Raw genomic sequence first — 18,415 nt, 5'->3', positions numbered from 1 at the left:
TATGAACATAGTCGTCACAGGGGCCAATGGATTTATTGGCAAAAATTTATGTTCAATGTTGGATGAATCTGGCTTTAAGGATGTAATTCGTATTGATCGTACGACATCCAAGGCTGATTTTGAAACTGCCCTTTCAAAAGCAGATTTCGTCTTTCACTTGGCTGGAATCAATAGGCCTACCAACGACAATGAGTTTAAAACGGGTAACTCTGATTTAACTCAGTTTATTGTTTCCGAGTTACACAAGACAGGGCGCCAAGTTCCAATTGTGTTGAGTTCCTCGACACAGGCAGATAGAGACAATTTGTATGGAGCCAGCAAGGCAGAAGCAGAGGCGATTGTTGAGCGGTACGGTAAACAATCTAATGCACCATTCTATATCTATCGTTTCCCTAATGTATTCGGTAAATGGTGCCGACCTAACTACAACTCATTTGTAGCAACGTTTTGTCACAACATCGCTAACGATGTCGCTATCAACATCCATGATCCTAAGGCTGAAGTCACCTTGGTATATATTGATGACGTTTGTAAGTCATTAATCTCTCTGGTTGATAGTGGAATGTCATCAGGTTATCAAACCGTTTCTCCAGAGTATTTGGTGACGGTTGGTGAAGTAGCCGAGCTTCTTATGTCGTTTAAAGAGAGCCGTAGTAATTTGGTTACAGAGAACGTTGGAACAGGATTCACACGAGCATTGTACTCGACGTACTTGAGCTATTTTTCTCCAGCGCAGTTCAGTTATCAAATTCCCGGGTATACCGATGAGCGGGGCACATTTTGTGAAATGCTCAAGACCAAAGACTCTGGACAGTTTTCGTTTTTTACTGCACATCCAGGTATTACTCGAGGCGGTCATTATCATCACTCCAAGAATGAAAAATTTCTTGTTATTAAAGGTTCGGCATTGTTCAAATTTGAAAATATTGCTACTGGTGAGCGCTACGAGTTGGCGGTTTCGTCTGATGAGCTCAGAGTCGTAGAAACAGTACCGGGATGGTCCCATGATATTACAAATTCTGGACAAGAAGAGTTAATTGTTATGTTGTGGGCAAATGAAATTTTTGATCGAGAAGCTCCTGATACCTTTGCAAGGCTACTGTAGCGAAAAGAGATTTTAGTAATGAAAAAAATGAAAGTCATGTCAGTGGTGGGGACTCGTCCCGAAATTATTCGTTTATCGCGTGTGTTGGCCAAGCTCGACGAACATTGCGAGCATATTCTGGTTCATACTGGGCAAAATTATGATTTTGAACTGAATGAAGTTTTTTTTAACGATTTAGGTGTAAGAAAGCCAGACTACTTCCTTAATGCTGCAGGCAAGAATGCAGCAGAAACTATAGGTCAGGTTATTATTAAGGTCGATCAGGTTCTTGAAGAAGTACAGCCAGAGGCAATGTTAGTGCTTGGTGATACCAACTCTTGTATTTCTGCATTACCGGCAAAGAGAAGAAAGGTTCCAATCTTCCATATGGAAGCTGGAAACCGATGCTTCGATCAGCGAGTTCCTGAAGAAACGAATCGTCGTATTGTCGATCACACTGCTGATATCAACTTAACCTACAGTACGATTGCTCGTGACTATCTGTTGGCAGAGGGACTACCTGCTGATCGTGTGATCAAAACGGGAAGCCCAATGTTTGAGGTATTGTCTCACTATATGCCTCAAATCGATGCCTCAGACGTGCTTACCCGTCTAGGTCTCAAAAAGGGCCAATTTTTTGTCGTTAGTGCGCATCGAGAAGAAAATGTTGATTCGCCCAAGCAGCTAGCAAAACTAGCTGAATCGCTCAATACAGTTGCACAGCAATATGGACTGCCAGTGATTGTCTCAACGCATCCGCGTACTCGTAATCGTATTGAAGCTCAGGGTATTCGTTTCCATCCAAACATTCAGTTGTTAAAGCCACTTGGCTTTCACGACTATAACCACTTGCAGAAAAATGCTAGAGCGGTTCTTTCTGACAGCGGAACGATTAATGAAGAATCATCAATCATGAACTTTCCTGCATTGAATCTTCGTGAGGCGCATGAAAGGCCTGAAGGGATGGAAGAGGCTTCAGTTATGATGGTTGGCTTATCTTCCGAGCGAGTCATGCAGGGTTTGAAGATTCTGGAAACTCAACCTGCAGGTGAAGAACGTTTACTAAGACAAGTTTACGACTACAGCATGCCTAATGTTTCGGATAAGGTTGTACGTATTATTCATTCTTATACTGATTACGTTAAAAGAGTTGTCTGGAAAGAATATTAATGCGATTAGCTTTAATTATTGACGATTACTTGCCCCAAAGCACTAGAGTTGGGGCAAAAATGTTTCATGATCTGGCGAAACAACTCGTTGAATCTGGTCATTATGTTACGGTGATTACTCCAGATGATCGTATTGAAAAAATACTAGAGATCACAGACTTTGATGGGGTGGAAGTTTGGCGCTTTCGTGCCGGAAAAATCAAAGATGTTGGTAAAGTAAAACGAGCGATCAATGAAACATTGTTGTCTTTTCTTGCGTGGAAAGCTATTCGAGGTCAAATTTCCAAGAATACTTTTGATGGTGTGGTGTACTACTCTCCATCCATATTCTTTGGTGATTTGGTCAGTAAAATTAAAAAACGCTGTAAATGTCCATCCTACTTGGTTCTTCGAGATTTTTTTCCGCAATGGGCGATTGATGCTGGGATGATTAAGCAAGGCTCTTTGATTGAAAAATATTTTCGATATTTTGAACGGCGTTCATATAATTCGGCGGATATGATTGGTGTGATGTCGGAGAAAAATAAAGAATTATTTGAACGTTATCATGGAAAGGATTTTCCTGTAGAAATATTACGTAATTGGGCTTGTTTGTCTCCATATAATTCATTGAGGAAAAATGAGATTAGAGAAAAGCTCAATATAAAAAACAAGATTGTTTATTTCTATGGTGGAAATATAGGGCACGCTCAAGACATGGCTAACCTTATGCGCCTAGCGAATAATATGAAACAATATAAAGATGCTCATTTTCTATTTGTCGGCCAAGGTGATGAGGTTGATTTGATTCTTGATATGGCTAAAGATTTGAAATTAGAGAATTTTTCTTATCTTCCATCAGTTAATCAGAGTGAATTTAGAGATATACTTTCTTCTATTGATGTTGGGTTGTTCTCACTTTCATCTAAACATACTTCTCATAATTTCCCTGGTAAACTCTTGGGATATATGGTTCAAGCTATTCCTATTTTAGGAAGTGTGAATCAAGGTAATGATCTTCTTGACTTAGTTAATGATAATTCAGCGGGATATATTACGATTAATGGTGAGGATGAAGCTCTTTTAGAAAATGCAATTTCTTTGTATTACAGCACTGATCTTAGACGAAATTTAGGGGATGGTGGGTATAAACTCTTGTGTGCTGAATTCTCAGTAGAAAGTGCAGAGAAAAGCATAGTGTCAAATTTGGAGATAAATCATGAGAGAGTTTAACAGCGACTTATTCGATTTGATGTACCAAGATGCCAGAGAATCACCGCGGAAAAGAAGTCACCACAATTTACACGGTAGTTTTGATGAAAAAGTGCAACGTTTGTTTATTGCATTGTTGAAAGGAAGTTATGTTGAGCCTCATTTTCATTCTCAAGATAATCAATGGGAAAACTTCTTTGTTCTTGAGGGGGAAATTAAGGTTTGCTTGTACAATTCAGACGGTACTGTAAGAAAAACAGTTTTTGTTGGAGATGGGAATAAGACGCGAGCTATTGAGTTTTTCCCTAATGATATACATAGCGTAGAATGTATTTCTGATAAAGCGATTATGCTTGAAATAAAAGAAGGCCCATTCAATCCTAATATGAGTAAGGTTTTTCCTGAATGGTAAAAAAAGAAAGCTCTTTTTGAGCTTTCTTTTTAGATTTTGTGTCAAATATTAGCTAAATTTCTAAACTTGTTTCTAATATAAGTCGTGATTCGCCAAATATAGTTAAGAATGGTTGCATAAATCAAAAAACAAGCAATAAATAAGTAAAGCATAGTGGCTTCGCTAATATTCATAGCTTCACCATAAATACCAAAAGTAGCGAAAGCTACAGCAATAGAGCAGATTACTACTAACGTTTGCTTTGAACTCAGCCCCAACCGTTGAAAAATGTGATGTAAATGTTCTCTATCTGGTTTGAACGGGGAGTCCCCCCTACGAATACGACGAATCATGATCGCGGCCATATCCATCAACGGCACTGCGATTAACCAAAGAGCTGTAACTGGTCTCATTGGCGGCTGCTTACCTATTTGGCTAGCACCTAGAAGTAACCAAATAACAGTAAAACCTATCATCATACTACCCGCATCACCCATGAATACTTTTCTTGCGCGCCCCAAAATTCCTAAATTCATAAAGATATATGGCAGCATTGCTACAATAAAAAGTACGCACAAGTAAGCTAATCCGTGCAGACTTCCGACATTTAGAAGAATTGCTATGGCGCCGAAAGTGACAATAGACAACCCACCAAGTAAACCATCGATGCCATCCACCATGTTAAAGGCGTTAATTGCAGCAATGACAGCGATCACTGTGACTGTTGATCCAAACCAGCCTAAATATATATAACCAAATCCAAATAAGTTCCCTAAGCTATGCAGTTCTATGCCTGTCACTTTCATCATAATGATAGACAATAGCGCCTGAATACCGATTCGCAATTTCACGCTTAAATCAAATTTATCATCTAACGCACCAATCAAGGTAAGCAGCGATATGGAAGCAACGAAAAGCTCACTGTACTGAATGGTGTCGGGTCTGAAGGTCAAAAATTGTGTAATAACTAAGCAGGTTGAGATGCCACCTACAAGGGGAACTGCCCCTTCATGCAGTTTCCTTGCATTGGGTTTGTCAACTAAACCAATACTCTTCGCCACTTTTCTCATTAAGAAAAGAGTGGCAAAAGAACTAAAAAAGACAAATACGAGCTCTAAAAACATGATCTAGCCATTGGTGTGTTTACGTACATTTTTGTTTGCAAAAATTTTATCTCAAAAGCTACCTATCTAAAAGTTAGATTTAAAGATCGTTTGTGTCTACATCTTAGAAAACATACTTTATTAATTCTTTACTTAACAATGGGATATGATTATTAAAGGTTTTTTTCTTACGCTTAGCTTGGATAATAAATTCGATTATAATTGTACAAATTCTCAATGTTGTAGGTCTTAATTTTAAGAATTTTCATTGCTCTATATGTAATTTGTGTGACGTGTGTTTACTTTTTTGTATCGAAAAGCTTTCCTGCTTCATGATTACTTCAGAACTGTATTTGGGTTAGCGCTATCGCATTTTAAGGATGATAAAATTGTGTTTGATTTCTCATACAGGCACCGTTGAAATTTTCGTATTGGAGGAGTAATTGATGCAACTCATACATCATGGTGGCAAACAGACGGTGACTGGTTCTTGTCATGAACTGGTTGTTGATGATCTGGCGATTCTTGTCGATTGTGGTCTGTTTCAGGGCAAAGATGCGCTGGATATCGAACCGGATTTTCCGATCGAACACATCCAGGCGCTGATTCTGACACATGCGCACATCGACCATATCGGTCGGTTGCCGTGGTTGATTGCGGCGGGTTTTACCGGACCAATCTATTGCACGCCGGCGACAGCAGAATTGCTTCCTCTGATGCTGGATGATGGTATGAAGTTACAATCCGGATTCTCGCGTGCGCAGCGGGAGGTAGTGCTGGATAAGATTGACCATCTGATTGAACCGATTGAATACGAGCAGCGTTTTCGCATTGAGTCCGATTCCGGGGTTATGTTGCAGTGCCAGTTTGTGCCTGCCGGGCATATTCTGGGCTCCGCCTATCTTGAAATTCAACTCCCGAATCAGAAAGTGATTGTGTTCTCTGGTGATTTAGGTCCGAGCAACACGCCGTTACTGCCCGATCCGGTGCCGCCAATGCATGCAGATTATCTGGTCATTGAGACGACGTACGGCGATACCCATCACGATGGCGTTGAAGAGCGCGCCAACAAACTGCGTGAAATCATCGATCGTTCATTGGCCGATGGTGGCACGATTCTCATCCCCGCCTTTAGTATTGGCCGCACGCAAGAGCTGTTGTTCGATATTGAGCAATTGGTGTATGAGCATCAGATCAACGCTGATTTACCTATCATTCTCGATTCGCCAATGGCACAAAAAGTCACCGAGTCTTATCGTCGATTCAAACAGCTCTGGGGTGAAGAAGCCAAAGAACGTTTAGAAATGCATCGCCATCCGCTGGCGTTCGATCAGTGTGTTCTGGTTCAGGACTATCGCTCGCATGAAGCCTTGGTGAACCGACTGGCCTCGACCGGAGAGGCATCAATAGTGGTGGCCGCATCCGGCATGTGTGAAGGCGGGCGAATTGTTGATTATCTTAAAGCGTTACTTCCTGATCCTCGAACCGACGTTATTTTCGCTGGCTTTCAGGCTGAAGGGACTCTGGGGCGCGCCATTAAGCAGGGCGACAAAGTGGTGATGATTGAAGGGGAAGAGGTTGAAGTGAATGCTCAGATTCATGTCATGTCGGGTTATTCCGCACATGCAGACCAGGATGATCTGCTGGCATTTATTGAAGGCATCGATGAGAAGCCGAAAGAAGTGCATCTAATCCATGGTGAACACGAGGCCAAGCAAGCGTTCGCTCAACTGCTGCGTGACAAAGGCTACAACGTCATCGAATAACGCTCAAACCGCTAGTTAGCGGTGAGCTGAGTATGGAAATGTTGGCGGATATACGTCACCACTTCGTCTTCAAACCACGGATTTTTCTTTAACCATAAGGTATTGCGTGGTGAAGGGTGCGGCAGAGGAATGTAGTGTGGCGCCCAGCGTTGCCATTGACGGACGGTGTCAGTCAGGGTGGATGGTTTATCTTTCAGGTAGTAATTTTGCGCATACTGACCAATCAGCAGCGTTATTTCGATGTTGGGCAGTTGCGCCAGCACTTTCTGATGCCATAGCGGCGCGCACTCTTTACGCGGTGGCAGATCGCCGCTCTTACCTTTGCCCGGATAACACAGCCCCATCGGCATGATGGCAATCTGCTTTGGATCGTAAAACGTCTCTTTGTCCACGTTCAGCCATTGGCGCAGGCGATCGCCACTCGGGTCGTTCCACGGTATCGAGCTTTCATGTACGCGAATACCGGGTGCCTGACCGATGATCAAAATCCGCGCTTCTTCATGCGCCTGAATCACCGGATTGGCACCCAGTGGCAGTGCGGGCTCACATACCCGGCATTGACGAACTTCTCGCAGCAGATCACAGAGCATCAGTACCCCTTGGCAAAATCAATGCGGTTATTGAGCTGGAAGCCATCGCGCCACAACGCGTAATTCTCGGCAAAGATTTCCACCACCTGATGCGGAAAGCTCAGCGCAGCAATGTGCGGCGTGACGGTGATCGCCGCATGTGTCCAGAATGGATGTGATTCGGCGAGCGGTTCAGCGATAAACACGTCTAAAAACGCGTGCTGAATATGACCAAGTTCAATCAGTGGAATCAGCTCATCTTCGACTAAGGTTTTGCCCCGACCGACGTTGAACAGCAGCGCCTGCTGGCAATGGCTCAAGGTCTCTTTGCCCAACAATCCAAGCGTACTTGGCGTATTGGGCAATGTGTTGACTACGATATTCGCCTGAGCGAGTGCGGCAGGTAATTCATTAATGTGATACGTCTGACTGAAGGCGCCTTGCTTGGGCGGAATGCCGGAGCTGTTGACGCCCATCACCGTTAGGCCAAATGCGGCAGCCACATCAGCCAGATGGGCACCGATTGAGCCCGTGCCGAGAATGGTCATCACCTGGCCAGTCAGCGATTGATATAAGTGAGGCTGCCACTGCGCATGCTGCTGTTGCTGCTGATAACGCGCGAAATGGCGATAGTGACCGATGGTGTAACCGAGCACGTATTCCGCGATTTGTTGGCCGAAGATGCCTTTCACGTTAGTGAGCTCGTAATCCTGGCGCAGTGCCGGGGCGATAAGCGCATCGACGCCAGCGTAAGCCGATTGCAACCACTCTAAACGCGGAAATTCCTCCAGGCAGCGAGCAGCCATCGGCGGTGCGGCCAGTAACAAGTCTGCCTGACTGCGATCTTCGGTAATCACCAGATCGGGCAGCTGCAGCGCTTCAATGGCGTCGCGATAGAGGTCATTGTGCTCCGTTAAAATGTACAGCTGATGAGTGAAATTGTTCATAGATGCGCCTTTTTTCCCTGCTGGTTATCCAGTACACTTCCGCTGTCTTTATCCGCAACGAATTGAGTGACCATGTTACAGACATCAAATGGGTTACAGAACCCTTTGCAACTTCGCCTTGAGAAGTTTGAACCTTGGCAACAGATTACCTTTATGGCGTGTCTATGTGAACGCATGTATCCGAATTACGCCATGTTCTGTGAACATACCCAATTCGCTGAGCCACGTCGTTACCGTGAAATTCTCGACAGTATTTGGGAATTGATGACGGTGAAAAACGCCAAGATTAACTTTGAGCGTCAATTGGAAAAACTGGAAGAGCTGATCCCGACCTCAGACGAGTTTGATCTGTATGCGGTTTATCCTGCGATTGATGCGTGTGAAGCGCTCGCAACGGCGCTGCATGGCCTGCTGGATCGCGATGATTTGTACGAATCGATGCAGAAAGTCAGCCAGATTTCGGTGCAAACCGTCGCGCAACTGGAAGAAGCGCAAACCGGTGAAGCCATCACCAACGACAATCAGAAAGAGAACGAAGCCGTGTGCGAAGAGTGGGATGTGCAATGGGCCATCTACCGACCACTGCGTGAAGCGAGTGAGCGCGATATTGATCTGATCAAAGATCTGCGTCAGGAGCTGCGCGACGACTGCATCAGCAATATCGGCGTGTCATTGTAATATTTCCCAAGGCAGGAGACTCTCTCTTGCCTTTTCTTTATCCGTTCCCTTACCCACAACATCCTTCATTCACCGCCTCATTACGTCCGAATATTGTCATAAATTGTTGCCGCCGCAGTTCTGCAGTGCAGAATGCGTTACGATGCGTATCACGTTGTTCCCAATGCAGGAGTTAAACATGTTGCAGTCTCTGGAGACTTGGCTGAGTCAGTTTGGTATTGAGATGTCTCAGTTTATTAAGATTTCAGAAGCGTTAGGCTTAATTGTTCTGATTGCGGTAGTGGTGCATCTCGTATTGCATCGTGGAGTGGTCGCGTGGTTGAAACGACGCGCAACCAAATCTGAGGCGGTGTGGCGTCATGCGCTGTTTGCCGGCAAGTTGTTCAGCCGGATTGCTTTGGTTATTCAGGGCATTTTGATTGCGGTTCAGACCAGCATGTGGCTGTCGCCGGAGAGCGCAATCCGTGATTGGATTCTGACGTTGGTGGCGCTGTGGATCGTGCTGTTTGCCTTGCTGGCGATGTTCTCGCTACTTGACGTGGCGGATACGCTGCTGTCACGCACGCCGCTTGGCCGCAACATGCCCGTGCGCGGCATTGTGCAGAGTCTGAAGATCGTTTTCTTTGTGATTGCGGCGCTGCTGGCCACATCGATTCTGGTGGGCAAATCGCCGCTCATTCTGTTGAGTGGGGTCGGTGCTCTTACCGCGGTCATCATGTTGGTGTTCAAAGACCCGATCCTCGGGCTGGTGGCTGGAATTCAACTCTCGGCCAATAAGATGCTCAGCGTCGGCGATTGGCTGGAAATGCCGAAGTATGGTGCCGACGGTGACGTGATTGATATCAGCCTGACCACTGTGAAAGTGCAGAACTGGGACAAAACCATCACTACTATTCCCACTTATGCACTGATTTCCGATTCGTTTAAAAACTGGAAAGGGATGCAGGATTCGGGCGGGCGCCGCATCAAACGCAGCGTGCTGATTGACGCGACCAGCGTACATTTTCTGTCTCAGCAGGATATTGGCCATTTAACCCGGGCCAAGTTGCTGGAACCTTACATCAAAACCAAACTGGAAGAGATCACGCAGTACAATCATCGCCAGCAGTTTGATGAAGAGTGCCTGATCAACGGCCGCCGGCTGACCAATCTGGGCAGTTTCCGAGCCTATCTGGAGCGTTACCTGCGTGCGCATCCGGAAATCCATCAGCGTATGACGTTGATGGTGCGCCAACTGGCACCGACTCATGAAGGCATCGCGTTGGAGTTGTACTGCTTTACCAATACCACCGCGTGGGTCGAGTACGAGCGTATTCAGTCCGATATCTTTGACCACTTGTATGCCGTGTTGCCAGATTTTGGCCTGCGGGTTGCTCAGGCGCCGACAGGGCACGACTTCCGACAATTGCACGCGAACTAGCCAATCAAAAACGCCCCTCTTATCGAGGGGCGCTGTCTTTGCAAGCAGAGGGTTTATTTACGGTTCTCTTGCGGGTCATCTTCGTCACGGCTTTCAATCACACCGTGTTGCTTTTTCCAATTTTCCCAGCGTTCTGTCGCCAGTTTCTGCATGTCGGTGGTCTTATCGGCTTCATCGATAATTTCCTCACCGAGCAAGTGTTCAAACACATCTTCCAGCGTCAGCAGACCTTGTACGGTGCCATATTCATCCACCACTAAGGAAAGCTGCAGACGGTTTTTCATCATCTGAGCAAAGGCTTTGGGTAGGGTTTGAGTATTAAGTAACACATGGATCGGTCGCATCACAGCGCCAAGTTGTTGCTCGCCCAAGCCGCTTTGTTGCAGCTTGAACAGCTCTAAGCGATGCACAAAGCCGATGATGTTATCGCTGTCCTCACTATAGACTAACGGGCGGGAAAACGGCGTATCGCGGTGTTCAAGCAGGAACTCGTTGATGCTCAGTTCTGCATTAACACGAAACAGCACGGTACGCGGCGTCATGACCTGAGTGACGGGCACGTCGCTGATGGCCAGCAGGTTGTTGAGTATCTTCGATTCGCCTTCGGCCAGTTCACCACTTTCGTTGGCCAGCAGCGCCATGGCAGACAGTTCGTCACGCAGACGCGGCACTTCAATGTTGCGTGCCAGACGTTTGGTGATTTGCTGCGAGAACCACACAAACGGCGTCAGACACCACACCATCCAGCCAAGGATCACGGCGCTGGCTGGTGCGAGCTGGCGCCAATAGGTTGCACCAATAGTTTTCGGCACGATTTCAGACAACACCAGAATACCGAGCGTCAGCACGGCAGAGAAAACCCCCAGCCACTGGCTGCCAAAGACAACGGCGGCTTGCGCACCGGCACTTGCGGCACCAATGGTGTGAGCAATGGTGTTTAAGGTCAGAATCGAGGCCAGTGGGCGGTCGATGTCGCCTTTCAGTTGGGCCAGTTTCTCGGCCGACGGGTGTGACTGCTGGCGGAGCTGGGCGAGATAGCTGGGCGTCAGGCTGAGTAAAACGGCTTCGAGTACAGAACAAATAAACGATACGCCAATCGCCACAGTGACGTATATCGTAAGCAAAAACATGCTGGTTCCTTAATGGTGTTATCCAACGATTAAACATTCAGATTGATGACGTTTTTTCCGCAAAAAAGTGTGCTGGATTTGTTACGCATCGGTATTGATTGTGAACAATCTTATTTCCGAAACACCTTGATATATCAGGCTTAGCGGGTGTTTGACCGGAAATATTTGGAGACATTTTGCGTTAAAAACAAGTCAGGCGCCTCGTTCAATGGGTAACAAATTGTGAGTTATTACTCATATTATGGTTAAAAGTACGTCAGAGAGGCACAAGTTACGCGACAAACCTTTGCCAGACGGGGCATTTATGCTTTAGAGTGAACTGAATTCGATAACCTATGAGAAGGGAAACCTAATGAACAAGACCCAATTAATCGACTTTATCGCAGAGAAAGCAGATCTATCTAAAGCTCAGGCTAAAGCTGCTCTTGAAGCTACTCTTGGCGCGGTTGAAGGCGCACTGAAAGAGGGTGACCAAGTTCAACTAATTGGTTTTGGTACATTCAAAGTAAACCACCGTGCAGCACGCACTGGTCGTAACCCAAAAACTGGCGAAGAGATCAAAATTGCAGCAGCTAACGTACCTGCATTCGTCGCTGGTAAAGCACTGAAAGATTCAGTGAAGTAATCTATACTACGCCGAGATATCGTGTCTCGGCGTTTTTCCCTTTATGAAAAAACTTCTGTTTCCTATTTTTGCGTTTGGCCTGCTGGCCGGATGCTCATCTTCTCTCCCGACGGCTAATCTCGAGCAAATTAATGACTACACGGGTGGTCAGAGTATGGGAGACGCCACCAGTTTCTATTGGTACACCGAACGTCAGAATCAACCCAGCAGCGCAGCCGACTATGTTTCGTCTGAACGCTTTGGTTGGTATCAATCCAGCTATCGCTGGGACGAAGGTCAGGTGCGAGAAGTGGTGCGCGAAGGCGTTCAGCCCAAGAACCAAACTTTAGTCCCTTATCGTGTACAGCTGCGTTTCAATAAAGATGGTGAGGCGGTGTATCAGCAATACCGTGTCGACGGTAAAGTGCTGCCACTTAATCAGGATCAGTTGGCGCACTATCAGCAGCAGGCGAAAGCTCTGGCAGAGATGACCAAATCTCAGGATTCACAAGGTCTGGAATTGATTCAGGGCGTATGGGATGGTGAGGTTTTTGAAACCTGTACCGGGCGAGAATATCGCCGGATTGAATTTAATCAGACCTTACCGAATTTTGTGGTCAACCGACTTTCATCGCTCGACAGCTATGTCGCATTTCTGGGCAAAATCCGCAACGACAAAGTGTATGTCGAAGAGCTGCTGATGCTGGCGGATGATAACCACGACTGCATTCGTCGTCCGAATCTGATCAGCGAATAATCACGTTCTCATTTGAACGGACACAACGAACATAAAAAAGGCGCCTAACGGCGCCTTTTTGCTAATCAACTTTGGAAGTTATTGGCTTTCCTGCTCGCGAGCGATCGCGCGGTAACCGATGTCGTTGCGGTGGAACATGCCATTCCAACTGATCTGTTTCGCCAGTTCGTACGCACGTTGCTGCGCTTCTGAAACGGTATTGCCGAGTGCGGTCGCACACAGCACGCGGCCTCCGTTAGTGACGACGTGGCCATCTTTGTCGGTGGTGCCGGCGTGGAACACTTTCTGACCTTCCACTTCAGTAGTTGGCAGGCCGGAAATGACGTCGCCTTTAGCATAATCACCCGGGTAGCCGCCCGCGGCCAGTACGATACCGATGGACGCACGTGGATCCCATTTCGATTCCACTTGGTCCAGTTTGCCGTCAATCGCCGCCAGACACAGTTCAACCAGGTCAGACTGCATGCGCATCATGATCGGCTGGGTTTCTGGGTCACCAAAGCGGCAGTTGTATTCAATCACTTTTGGCGCGCCGGTGTTGTCGATCATCAGGCCTGCGTACAGGAATCCGGTGTATGGGTTGCCTTCGGCCGCCATGCCTCGCACGGTTGGGTAAATCACTTCCTGCATCACGCGGTCGTGGATAGCTTGCGTCACCACTGGCGCTGGTGAGTAAGCGCCCATGCCGCCCGTGTTCGGGCCGGTGTCTTGGTCGCCGACACGTTTGTGGTCTTGACTGGTGGCCATTGGCAGAACGTTTTCGCCATCGACCATCACGATGAAGCTGGCTTCTTCGCCATCGAGGAACTCTTCAACCACAACACGGCTGCCTGCATCACCAAACGCGTTGCCCGCCAACATGTCTTTGATGGCCTCTTCCGCTTCTTCCAGCGTCATGGCGACAATCACACCTTTGCCCGCGGCGAGGCCGTCGGCTTTGACGACGATCGGAGCACCTTGTTCACGCACATAAGCGAGTGCAGGCTCAATTTCCGTGAAGTTGGCATAAGCGGCGGTTGGAATGTTGTGACGCGCCAGAAAATCTTTGGTGAACGCCTTAGAGCCTTCCAGCTGCGCAGCGGCTTGAGTCGGGCCAAAGATTGGCAGGCCAGCGGCGCGGAATGCATCCACCACGCCAATGACCAGCGGCGCTTCAGGGCCAACGATCGTCAGCTCAATTGCGTTGTTCTGTGCAAAGGCAACCAGGCCTGAGACATCTTCAACTGCGATATCAACGTTTTGCAGCTTTGCTTCCAGCGCGGTGCCCGCGTTCCCCGGAGCGATAAATACCGTTTCAATGGCAGGGTTTTGCGCGACTTTCCAGCCTAGCGCATGCTCGCGACCGCCAGAACCAATAATTAAAACTCGCATAAATGAATTCCTTAATTTTAAATTCGGATCTCTTAATCATTGGGAGCTCGGCCAAGCTGACGGGCTCCCCAGTGACGGCTCGAAGAATTAGTGACGGAAATGACGCATGCCAGTGAAGATCATCGCCATGCCGTGTTCGTCGGCAGCGGCGATCACTTCATCGTCACGCATTGAACCGCCTGGTTGAATCACGCATTTAATGCCCGCTTCTGCGGCGGCATCGATACCATCACGGAATGGGAAGAACGCATCGGATGCCATCACGCTGCCAGCCACTTCCAGACCTTCGTCGGCAGCTTTAATACCAGCAATTTTCGCGGAATAGACGCGGCTCATTTGGCCTGCGCCAACACCGATGGTCATGTCGCCTTTGGCGTACACAATCGCGTTTGATTTGACGTATTTCGCGACTTTCCAGCAGAACAGCGCATCTTTCAGTTCTTCTTCGGTCGGTTGACGTTGAGAAACCACTTTCAGGTCGCTCAGTGTCACCATGCCTTGATCGCGGTCTTGAACCAGCAGGCCACCGTTGACGCGTTTCACATCAAAACCAGTGGTCTTGCTGTGCCATTCGCCACATTCGAGCAGACGTACGTTTTTCTTCGCTGCCACTACGTCAATCGCTTCTGCTGAGACGCTTGGTGCGATGATCACTTCAACAAACTGGCGTTCCACAATGGCCGTGGCCGTTGCTGCATCCAGTTCGCGGTTAAACGCAATAATGCCGCCGAATGCGGAGGTTGGGTCGGTTTGGTAGGCGCGGTTGTACGCTTCCAGAATGTCGCCGCCCAAGGCCACACCACATGGGTTGGCGTGTTTGACGATCACACACGCTGGCTCTGCGAACTCTTTGACGCATTCCAGCGCGGCATCGGTATCGGCGATGTTGTTGTATGAGAGGGCTTTACCCTGAATCTGACGTGCGGTAGATACCGACGCTTCTTCTGGGTTTGCTTCCACGTAGAAAGCCGCGTCTTGGTGGCTGTTTTCGCCGTAACGCATGTCTTGTTTCTTGATGAACTGTTGGTTGAAGGTGCGTGGGAACTTTGATTCCTCATCGCCTTCTTTGTTCTCGCCGTAGCTCGGGACCATGGTGCCGAAGTAGTTGGCAATCATGCCGTCGTAAGCCGCGGTGTGTTCAAACGCAGCAATGGCGAGGTCGAAACGCGTGTCCAGCGTCAGTGATTTTTCGTTTGCATCCATTTCGGCGATCACGCGGTCGTAATCGCTCGCGTTCACGATGATGGTCACATCTTTGTGGTTTTTCGCCGCAGAGCGCACCATGGTCGGGCCGCCGATATCGATGTTTTCCACCGCGTCAGCCAGTGTGCAGTTCGGGTTCGCTACGGTTTGCGCGAATGGGTAAAGGTTCACCACCACCATGTCGATTGGGTTAATGGCGTGCGTGTTCATGACCTCGTCGTCCTGACCACGACGGCCAAGAATGCCACCATGAACTTTCGGGTGCAGCGTTTTCACGCGCCCGTCCATCATTTCTGGGAAACCGGTGTAGTCAGAGACTTCGGTTACTGCAATGCCTTGCTCGGCAAGTAGGCGAGCGGTACCACCAGTAGACAGGATGTCGACACCGCGCTCAGAGAGCGCTTTTGCAAACTCAACAATGCCAGTTTTATCTGATACGCTGATGAGTGCACGGCGAATTGGACGAGCGTTATTCATGCTTCCATTTTCCTTAAATTCACGGAGTTAATGACGAAAGATGTTTGCCAAAATTGTTCATGGGTGATGGCATAGCATCACAACTTGGCCAGTTTTGGTAAAGACCTTTTTCTCCAGGAGTTTGGATGGCGCGTATTCTAACCAATTTATTACAAAAGATCTCGCGCAATCGTTTGGCATGGGAAAAATAATAGCTAAAAACAGGTTTTTCAAGCGAAAAAAGTAACCAAAGAGTAAATAGGTGCAGTTATGTTTCAGATAGGTGAATTGGCGAAACGGTGCGGAGTTTCCACCGATACGCTGCGTTTTTACGAGAAAAATGCGCTGATCTCGCCAGCCGGTCGCAGCGATTCGGGTTACCGTTTGTATGATGAAGAGAATCAGAAACAGGTGAGTTTTATCCTCAAAGCCAAAGAGCTGGGGCTGAGTCTGGAAGAGATTAAGGAACTGCTTGAGATTCGGTTGGAAGCGACTGAGCATAGCTGCGCGGAGGTCAAATCGATTACTTCCGCTAAGCTGGCGTTAATCGACGAAAAAATCGCTGAGCTGATGCGCATTCGCAGCGCCCTGAACAAAATCAATGACGCCTGCTGCGGCCATCGGGATGACGACGCCAGCCATTGCTCCATTCTGGCAGCGCTGGAATAACAAAGGGCCATAAGGCCCTTTGAGTCTAGTTGACGTTACACCTTAAACGTTGAGAAGCTGTGAATCAGTTGCTGGCCGTTTTCCATCAATAGTTCGCTGGCAGCCGCGACTTGCTGGGCTTGTGCGGCGGATTGAGTGCTGTGATCGGCAATTTGCGTCAGGTTGCGGCTGATTTCATCGGTCGCGAGTGATTGTTGGTTACTCGCCTCAGCAATGTGCTGGTTGAGGGTCAGGATGGTGCTGACCTGCTGATCAATCGCATTGAGAACCTGCTGAGCCAAATCAGCCTGCTCTTGCGTGGCTTTCGATTGCTGCTGTGTTTGCTCCATCGACGCGCTGACATCGCGAGTACGTTGTTGCAGGCTGGCGATGATCTGTTCGATTTCATTGGTGCTGCTTTGTGTGCGTGTTGCGAGCGTGCGCACTTCATCAGCCACCACGGCAAAGCCACGTCCTTGTTCACCGGCGCGGGCGGCTTCAATCGCGGCATTGAGTGCCAGTAAGTTGGTTTGTTCGGCGACGCCACGAATCACTTCGAGCACCGCGCCCACTTCTTCTGTTTCTCTTGCCAGAGCCTGAGTGTCACGATCGGTTTTGCTCAACAGCTCAGACAGAGAGCCCATATAGCCGGAGGCTTGGGCGATGACATTACTGCCTTCCTGGCCCTTGGCGCTGGCGGTTTGCGCGGCGACCGCAGCTTCCTGCGCCGCATTCGCCACTTCCTGATTGCTGGCGTGCAGCTGGTTCATGGCCGAAGCAACGGTATCGACTGACTGTTGTTGCTCCATCGCTTTGCCGGAGGCACTTTGTGCCACTTGCGTCAGCTCCTGAGCGCTGCCGGTAACACTCTCGGTGATTGGTGCGATGTCTTGAACGATATGACGAATCTTTCCGGTAAACTGGTTGAAGGCGCGTGCGATGCGCGACAGCTCGTCACTGCCGCTGGTATCGAGTTGACGGGTAAGGTCACCTTCGCCCTTGGCAATGTCTTCCATCGCATACAGCGTTGCCAGACAGGGTTTTGTAATGCTGCGACCGATGGTGTAGGCGAGGGTAAACATTACCGCAATGGCCATCGCCAGTTGTAGCAACACGGTTTGCATTCGTGTCGCGACCAGCGCTTGCACATCATCAATATACACACCGGAACCGACCACCCAACCCCAGGGTTTGAACAGTTTGACGTAGGAGACTTTCTCGACAGCGACTTCGGCACCCGGCTTCGGCCACAGGTAATAGACAAACCCTTCCCCCTGATCACGGGCGAGATTGGCCATATCGACAAACAGTGCTTTGCCGTTGGGATCTTGAATACCAGATAAGGCTTTGCCATCCAACTGTGGTTTAAATGGGTGCATTACCATGGTTGGAGTCAGATCGTTGATCCAAAAATAATCATCAGCACCATAGCGGGCGCTGGCAATCGCCTGTTTGGCTTGTTGCTGCGCTTGTTGTTCGGTGAGTGCGCCACTGGTTTGCTGCTGATAAAAGTAGTTGAGCAAAGAGGTGGTACTTTCAACCAGATGACGGGTTTTGGTTTGCTTGGCATCCATCAGGTCATCCTGATAGTCCTGCACGAGCAGTGTGAATGGGATCAGCAGAAGCAATGTAATCGTGCCACCCAGCAAGTAGAGGCGGGCGCGGATACTGATCTGACGCAGACTGGAAAAATTCATGAGCATCACTCCTTGTAATGCAGGCTGTTAGACAGAGGCGATGTTGTTATTGAAGAATTATTAATCGCACTGTGCACTGTAACAAAAGGAGGAAATGAGCGTAAATGAGACTTAAGGTGAACAATCAATAACTTGCAACTTAGGTCTTGTTTTCAACGAAATCATGGCGTGTTTGCAGCAGAAGGCGTGCGGTTTTCGGGCAATAAAAAACCGAGCCAGAGGCTCGGTTTA

The 18,415-nt window shown here is 48.1% G+C and carries 17 protein-coding genes and 1 pseudogene; 10 read left to right on the top strand and 8 right to left on the bottom strand.

What is annotated here, in order from left to right:
- The first annotated feature begins 1 nt into the window (after position 1).
- From wbjC to DYA43_RS13280, 4 genes are read left to right on the top strand one after another with little or no spacing between them, the layout of a single operon-like run.
- Entirely contained in the window at positions 2–1,105 is a 1,104-nt protein-coding gene (gene wbjC / locus DYA43_RS13295; protein WP_061056981.1) for a UDP-2-acetamido-2,6-beta-L-arabino-hexul-4-ose reductase, read from the top strand.
- A gap of 18 nt (positions 1,106–1,123) precedes the next feature.
- Positions 1,124–2,254, top strand: coding sequence for a non-hydrolyzing UDP-N-acetylglucosamine 2-epimerase (wecB, locus tag DYA43_RS13290; protein WP_061056980.1), 1,131 nt, complete (start codon positions 1,124–1,126; stop codon positions 2,252–2,254).
- Entirely contained in the window at positions 2,254–3,465 is a 1,212-nt protein-coding gene (locus DYA43_RS13285; protein ID WP_061056979.1) for a glycosyltransferase family 4 protein, read from the top strand. The genes wecB and DYA43_RS13285 overlap by 1 nt, the downstream gene beginning before the upstream one ends.
- Complete coding sequence (locus DYA43_RS13280) at positions 3,452–3,856, top strand: WbuC family cupin fold metalloprotein (protein ID WP_061056978.1); 405 nt, start codon at positions 3,452–3,454, stop codon at positions 3,854–3,856. Before DYA43_RS13285 ends, DYA43_RS13280 begins: the two co-directional genes overlap by 14 nt.
- Positions 3,857–3,897: 41 nt before the next feature.
- On the opposite strand, the gene wecA is transcribed toward DYA43_RS13280, so the two are convergent.
- Positions 3,898–4,959: a UDP-N-acetylglucosamine--undecaprenyl-phosphate N-acetylglucosaminephosphotransferase gene (wecA, locus tag DYA43_RS13275; RefSeq protein WP_061056977.1), complete on the bottom strand. Its 1,062-nt coding sequence runs from the start codon at positions 4,957–4,959 to the stop codon at positions 3,898–3,900.
- A gap of 425 nt (positions 4,960–5,384) precedes the next feature.
- Here wecA and DYA43_RS13270 point away from each other — a divergent pair, with 425 nt between their 5' ends.
- Positions 5,385–6,704, top strand: a complete 1,320-nt coding sequence (locus DYA43_RS13270) for an MBL fold metallo-hydrolase RNA specificity domain-containing protein (protein ID WP_061056976.1) — start codon at positions 5,385–5,387, stop codon at positions 6,702–6,704.
- Between the two features lie 11 nt (positions 6,705–6,715).
- On the opposite strand, the gene DYA43_RS13265 is transcribed toward DYA43_RS13270, so the two are convergent.
- Positions 6,716–7,294 carry a uracil-DNA glycosylase family protein gene (locus DYA43_RS13265; RefSeq protein WP_061056975.1) on the bottom strand — a complete coding sequence of 193 codons (579 nt, stop codon included), beginning with the start codon at positions 7,292–7,294 and terminating at the stop codon, positions 6,716–6,718.
- Positions 7,294–8,220: a D-2-hydroxyacid dehydrogenase gene (locus DYA43_RS13260; protein WP_061056974.1), complete on the bottom strand. Its 927-nt coding sequence runs from the start codon at positions 8,218–8,220 to the stop codon at positions 7,294–7,296. Before DYA43_RS13260 ends, DYA43_RS13265 begins: the two co-directional genes overlap by 1 nt.
- A 72-nt stretch (positions 8,221–8,292) precedes the next feature.
- On the opposite strand from DYA43_RS13260, the gene DYA43_RS13255 reads away from it, so the two are divergent.
- Positions 8,293–8,898 (top strand): YjaG family protein, encoded by a 606-nt coding sequence (locus DYA43_RS13255; RefSeq protein WP_061056973.1) that lies wholly within the window; start codon positions 8,293–8,295, stop codon positions 8,896–8,898.
- A 178-nt stretch (positions 8,899–9,076) separates the two neighbouring features.
- The gene (locus DYA43_RS13250; RefSeq protein WP_020332391.1) at positions 9,077–10,318 is read left to right on the top strand and encodes a mechanosensitive ion channel family protein; all 1,242 of its coding nucleotides are present in this window, start codon (positions 9,077–9,079) and stop codon (positions 10,316–10,318) included.
- Positions 10,319–10,371: 53 nt separating this feature from the next.
- Here the strand turns inward: DYA43_RS13250 and DYA43_RS13245 are convergent, their stop codons facing one another.
- On the bottom strand, positions 10,372–11,448 hold the full coding sequence (locus tag DYA43_RS13245) for a CNNM domain-containing protein (RefSeq protein ID WP_024374124.1): 1,077 nt from the start codon (positions 11,446–11,448) through the stop codon (positions 10,372–10,374).
- Positions 11,449–11,800: 352 nt separating this feature from the next.
- On the opposite strand from DYA43_RS13245, the gene hupA reads away from it, so the two are divergent.
- Positions 11,801–12,073 carry a nucleoid-associated protein HU-alpha gene (gene hupA / locus DYA43_RS13240; RefSeq protein ID WP_004728324.1) on the top strand — a complete coding sequence of 91 codons (273 nt, stop codon included), beginning with the start codon at positions 11,801–11,803 and terminating at the stop codon, positions 12,071–12,073.
- 43 nt (positions 12,074–12,116) lie between these two features.
- Positions 12,117–12,809: a DUF1481 domain-containing protein gene (locus DYA43_RS13235; protein WP_061056972.1), complete on the top strand. Its 693-nt coding sequence runs from the start codon at positions 12,117–12,119 to the stop codon at positions 12,807–12,809.
- Between the two features lie 78 nt (positions 12,810–12,887).
- On the opposite strand, the gene purD is transcribed toward DYA43_RS13235, so the two are convergent.
- The 3 genes and pseudogenes from purD to DYA43_RS13220 all read right to left on the bottom strand — a co-directional run.
- Positions 12,888–14,180: a phosphoribosylamine--glycine ligase gene (gene purD, locus DYA43_RS13230; RefSeq protein ID WP_061056971.1), complete on the bottom strand. Its 1,293-nt coding sequence runs from the start codon at positions 14,178–14,180 to the stop codon at positions 12,888–12,890.
- Between the two features lie 87 nt (positions 14,181–14,267).
- A complete protein-coding gene (gene purH, locus DYA43_RS13225) occupies positions 14,268–15,860 on the bottom strand; it encodes a bifunctional phosphoribosylaminoimidazolecarboxamide formyltransferase/IMP cyclohydrolase (protein ID WP_032081301.1) in 1,593 nt (530 codons plus the stop codon).
- Between the two features lie 106 nt (positions 15,861–15,966).
- Positions 15,967–16,107: pseudogene (locus DYA43_RS13220) on the bottom strand (phosphoribosylamine--glycine ligase); the annotation flags it as partial.
- A 2-nt stretch (positions 16,108–16,109) separates the two neighbouring features.
- On the opposite strand from DYA43_RS13220, the gene zntR reads away from it, so the two are divergent.
- Positions 16,110–16,508, top strand: a complete 399-nt coding sequence (zntR, locus tag DYA43_RS13215) for a Zn(2+)-responsive transcriptional regulator (RefSeq protein WP_061056970.1) — start codon at positions 16,110–16,112, stop codon at positions 16,506–16,508.
- Positions 16,509–16,543: 35 nt separating this feature from the next.
- On the opposite strand, the gene DYA43_RS13210 is transcribed toward zntR, so the two are convergent.
- Positions 16,544–18,184, bottom strand: coding sequence for a methyl-accepting chemotaxis protein (locus DYA43_RS13210; RefSeq protein ID WP_061056969.1), 1,641 nt, complete (start codon positions 18,182–18,184; stop codon positions 16,544–16,546).
- Between the last annotated feature and the right edge of the window lie 231 nt (positions 18,185–18,415).

The sequence above is a fragment of the Vibrio fluvialis genome, from assembly GCF_900460245.1.
Taxonomy (GTDB): Bacteria; Pseudomonadota; Gammaproteobacteria; order Enterobacterales; family Vibrionaceae; genus Vibrio; species Vibrio fluvialis.
Note: the sequence above shows the minus strand (reverse complement) of the source record. Positions and strands in the feature narration are given on the sequence as shown.

Bases quoted from the DNA above. Each gene is read 5' to 3' on its own strand.
- DYA43_RS13245 (WP_024374124.1), bottom strand. From the start codon at position 11,448: ATGTTTTTGCTTACGATATACGTCACTGTGGCGATTGGCGTATCGTTT.
- DYA43_RS13210 (WP_061056969.1), bottom strand. From the start codon at position 18,184: ATGAATTTTTCCAGTCTGCGTCAGATCAGTATCCGCGCCCGCCTCTAC.
- DYA43_RS13235 (WP_061056972.1), top strand. From the start codon at position 12,117: ATGAAAAAACTTCTGTTTCCTATTTTTGCGTTTGGCCTGCTGGCCGGA.
- wecA (WP_061056977.1), bottom strand. From the start codon at position 4,959: ATGTTTTTAGAGCTCGTATTTGTCTTTTTTAGTTCTTTTGCCACTCTT.
- purH (WP_032081301.1), bottom strand. From the start codon at position 15,860: ATGAATAACGCTCGTCCAATTCGCCGTGCACTCATCAGCGTATCAGAT.
- wecB (WP_061056980.1), top strand. From the start codon at position 1,124: ATGAAAAAAATGAAAGTCATGTCAGTGGTGGGGACTCGTCCCGAAATT.
- DYA43_RS13260 (WP_061056974.1), bottom strand. From the start codon at position 8,220: ATGAACAATTTCACTCATCAGCTGTACATTTTAACGGAGCACAATGAC.
- DYA43_RS13250 (WP_020332391.1), top strand. From the start codon at position 9,077: ATGTTGCAGTCTCTGGAGACTTGGCTGAGTCAGTTTGGTATTGAGATG.
- DYA43_RS13265 (WP_061056975.1), bottom strand. From the start codon at position 7,294: ATGCTCTGTGATCTGCTGCGAGAAGTTCGTCAATGCCGGGTATGTGAG.
- DYA43_RS13285 (WP_061056979.1), top strand. From the start codon at position 2,254: ATGCGATTAGCTTTAATTATTGACGATTACTTGCCCCAAAGCACTAGA.
- DYA43_RS13270 (WP_061056976.1), top strand. From the start codon at position 5,385: ATGCAACTCATACATCATGGTGGCAAACAGACGGTGACTGGTTCTTGT.
- DYA43_RS13255 (WP_061056973.1), top strand. From the start codon at position 8,293: ATGTTACAGACATCAAATGGGTTACAGAACCCTTTGCAACTTCGCCTT.
- DYA43_RS13280 (WP_061056978.1), top strand. From the start codon at position 3,452: ATGAGAGAGTTTAACAGCGACTTATTCGATTTGATGTACCAAGATGCC.
- wbjC (WP_061056981.1), top strand. From the start codon at position 2: ATGAACATAGTCGTCACAGGGGCCAATGGATTTATTGGCAAAAATTTA.
- zntR (WP_061056970.1), top strand. From the start codon at position 16,110: ATGTTTCAGATAGGTGAATTGGCGAAACGGTGCGGAGTTTCCACCGAT.
- purD (WP_061056971.1), bottom strand. From the start codon at position 14,180: ATGCGAGTTTTAATTATTGGTTCTGGCGGTCGCGAGCATGCGCTAGGC.
- hupA (WP_004728324.1), top strand. From the start codon at position 11,801: ATGAACAAGACCCAATTAATCGACTTTATCGCAGAGAAAGCAGATCTA.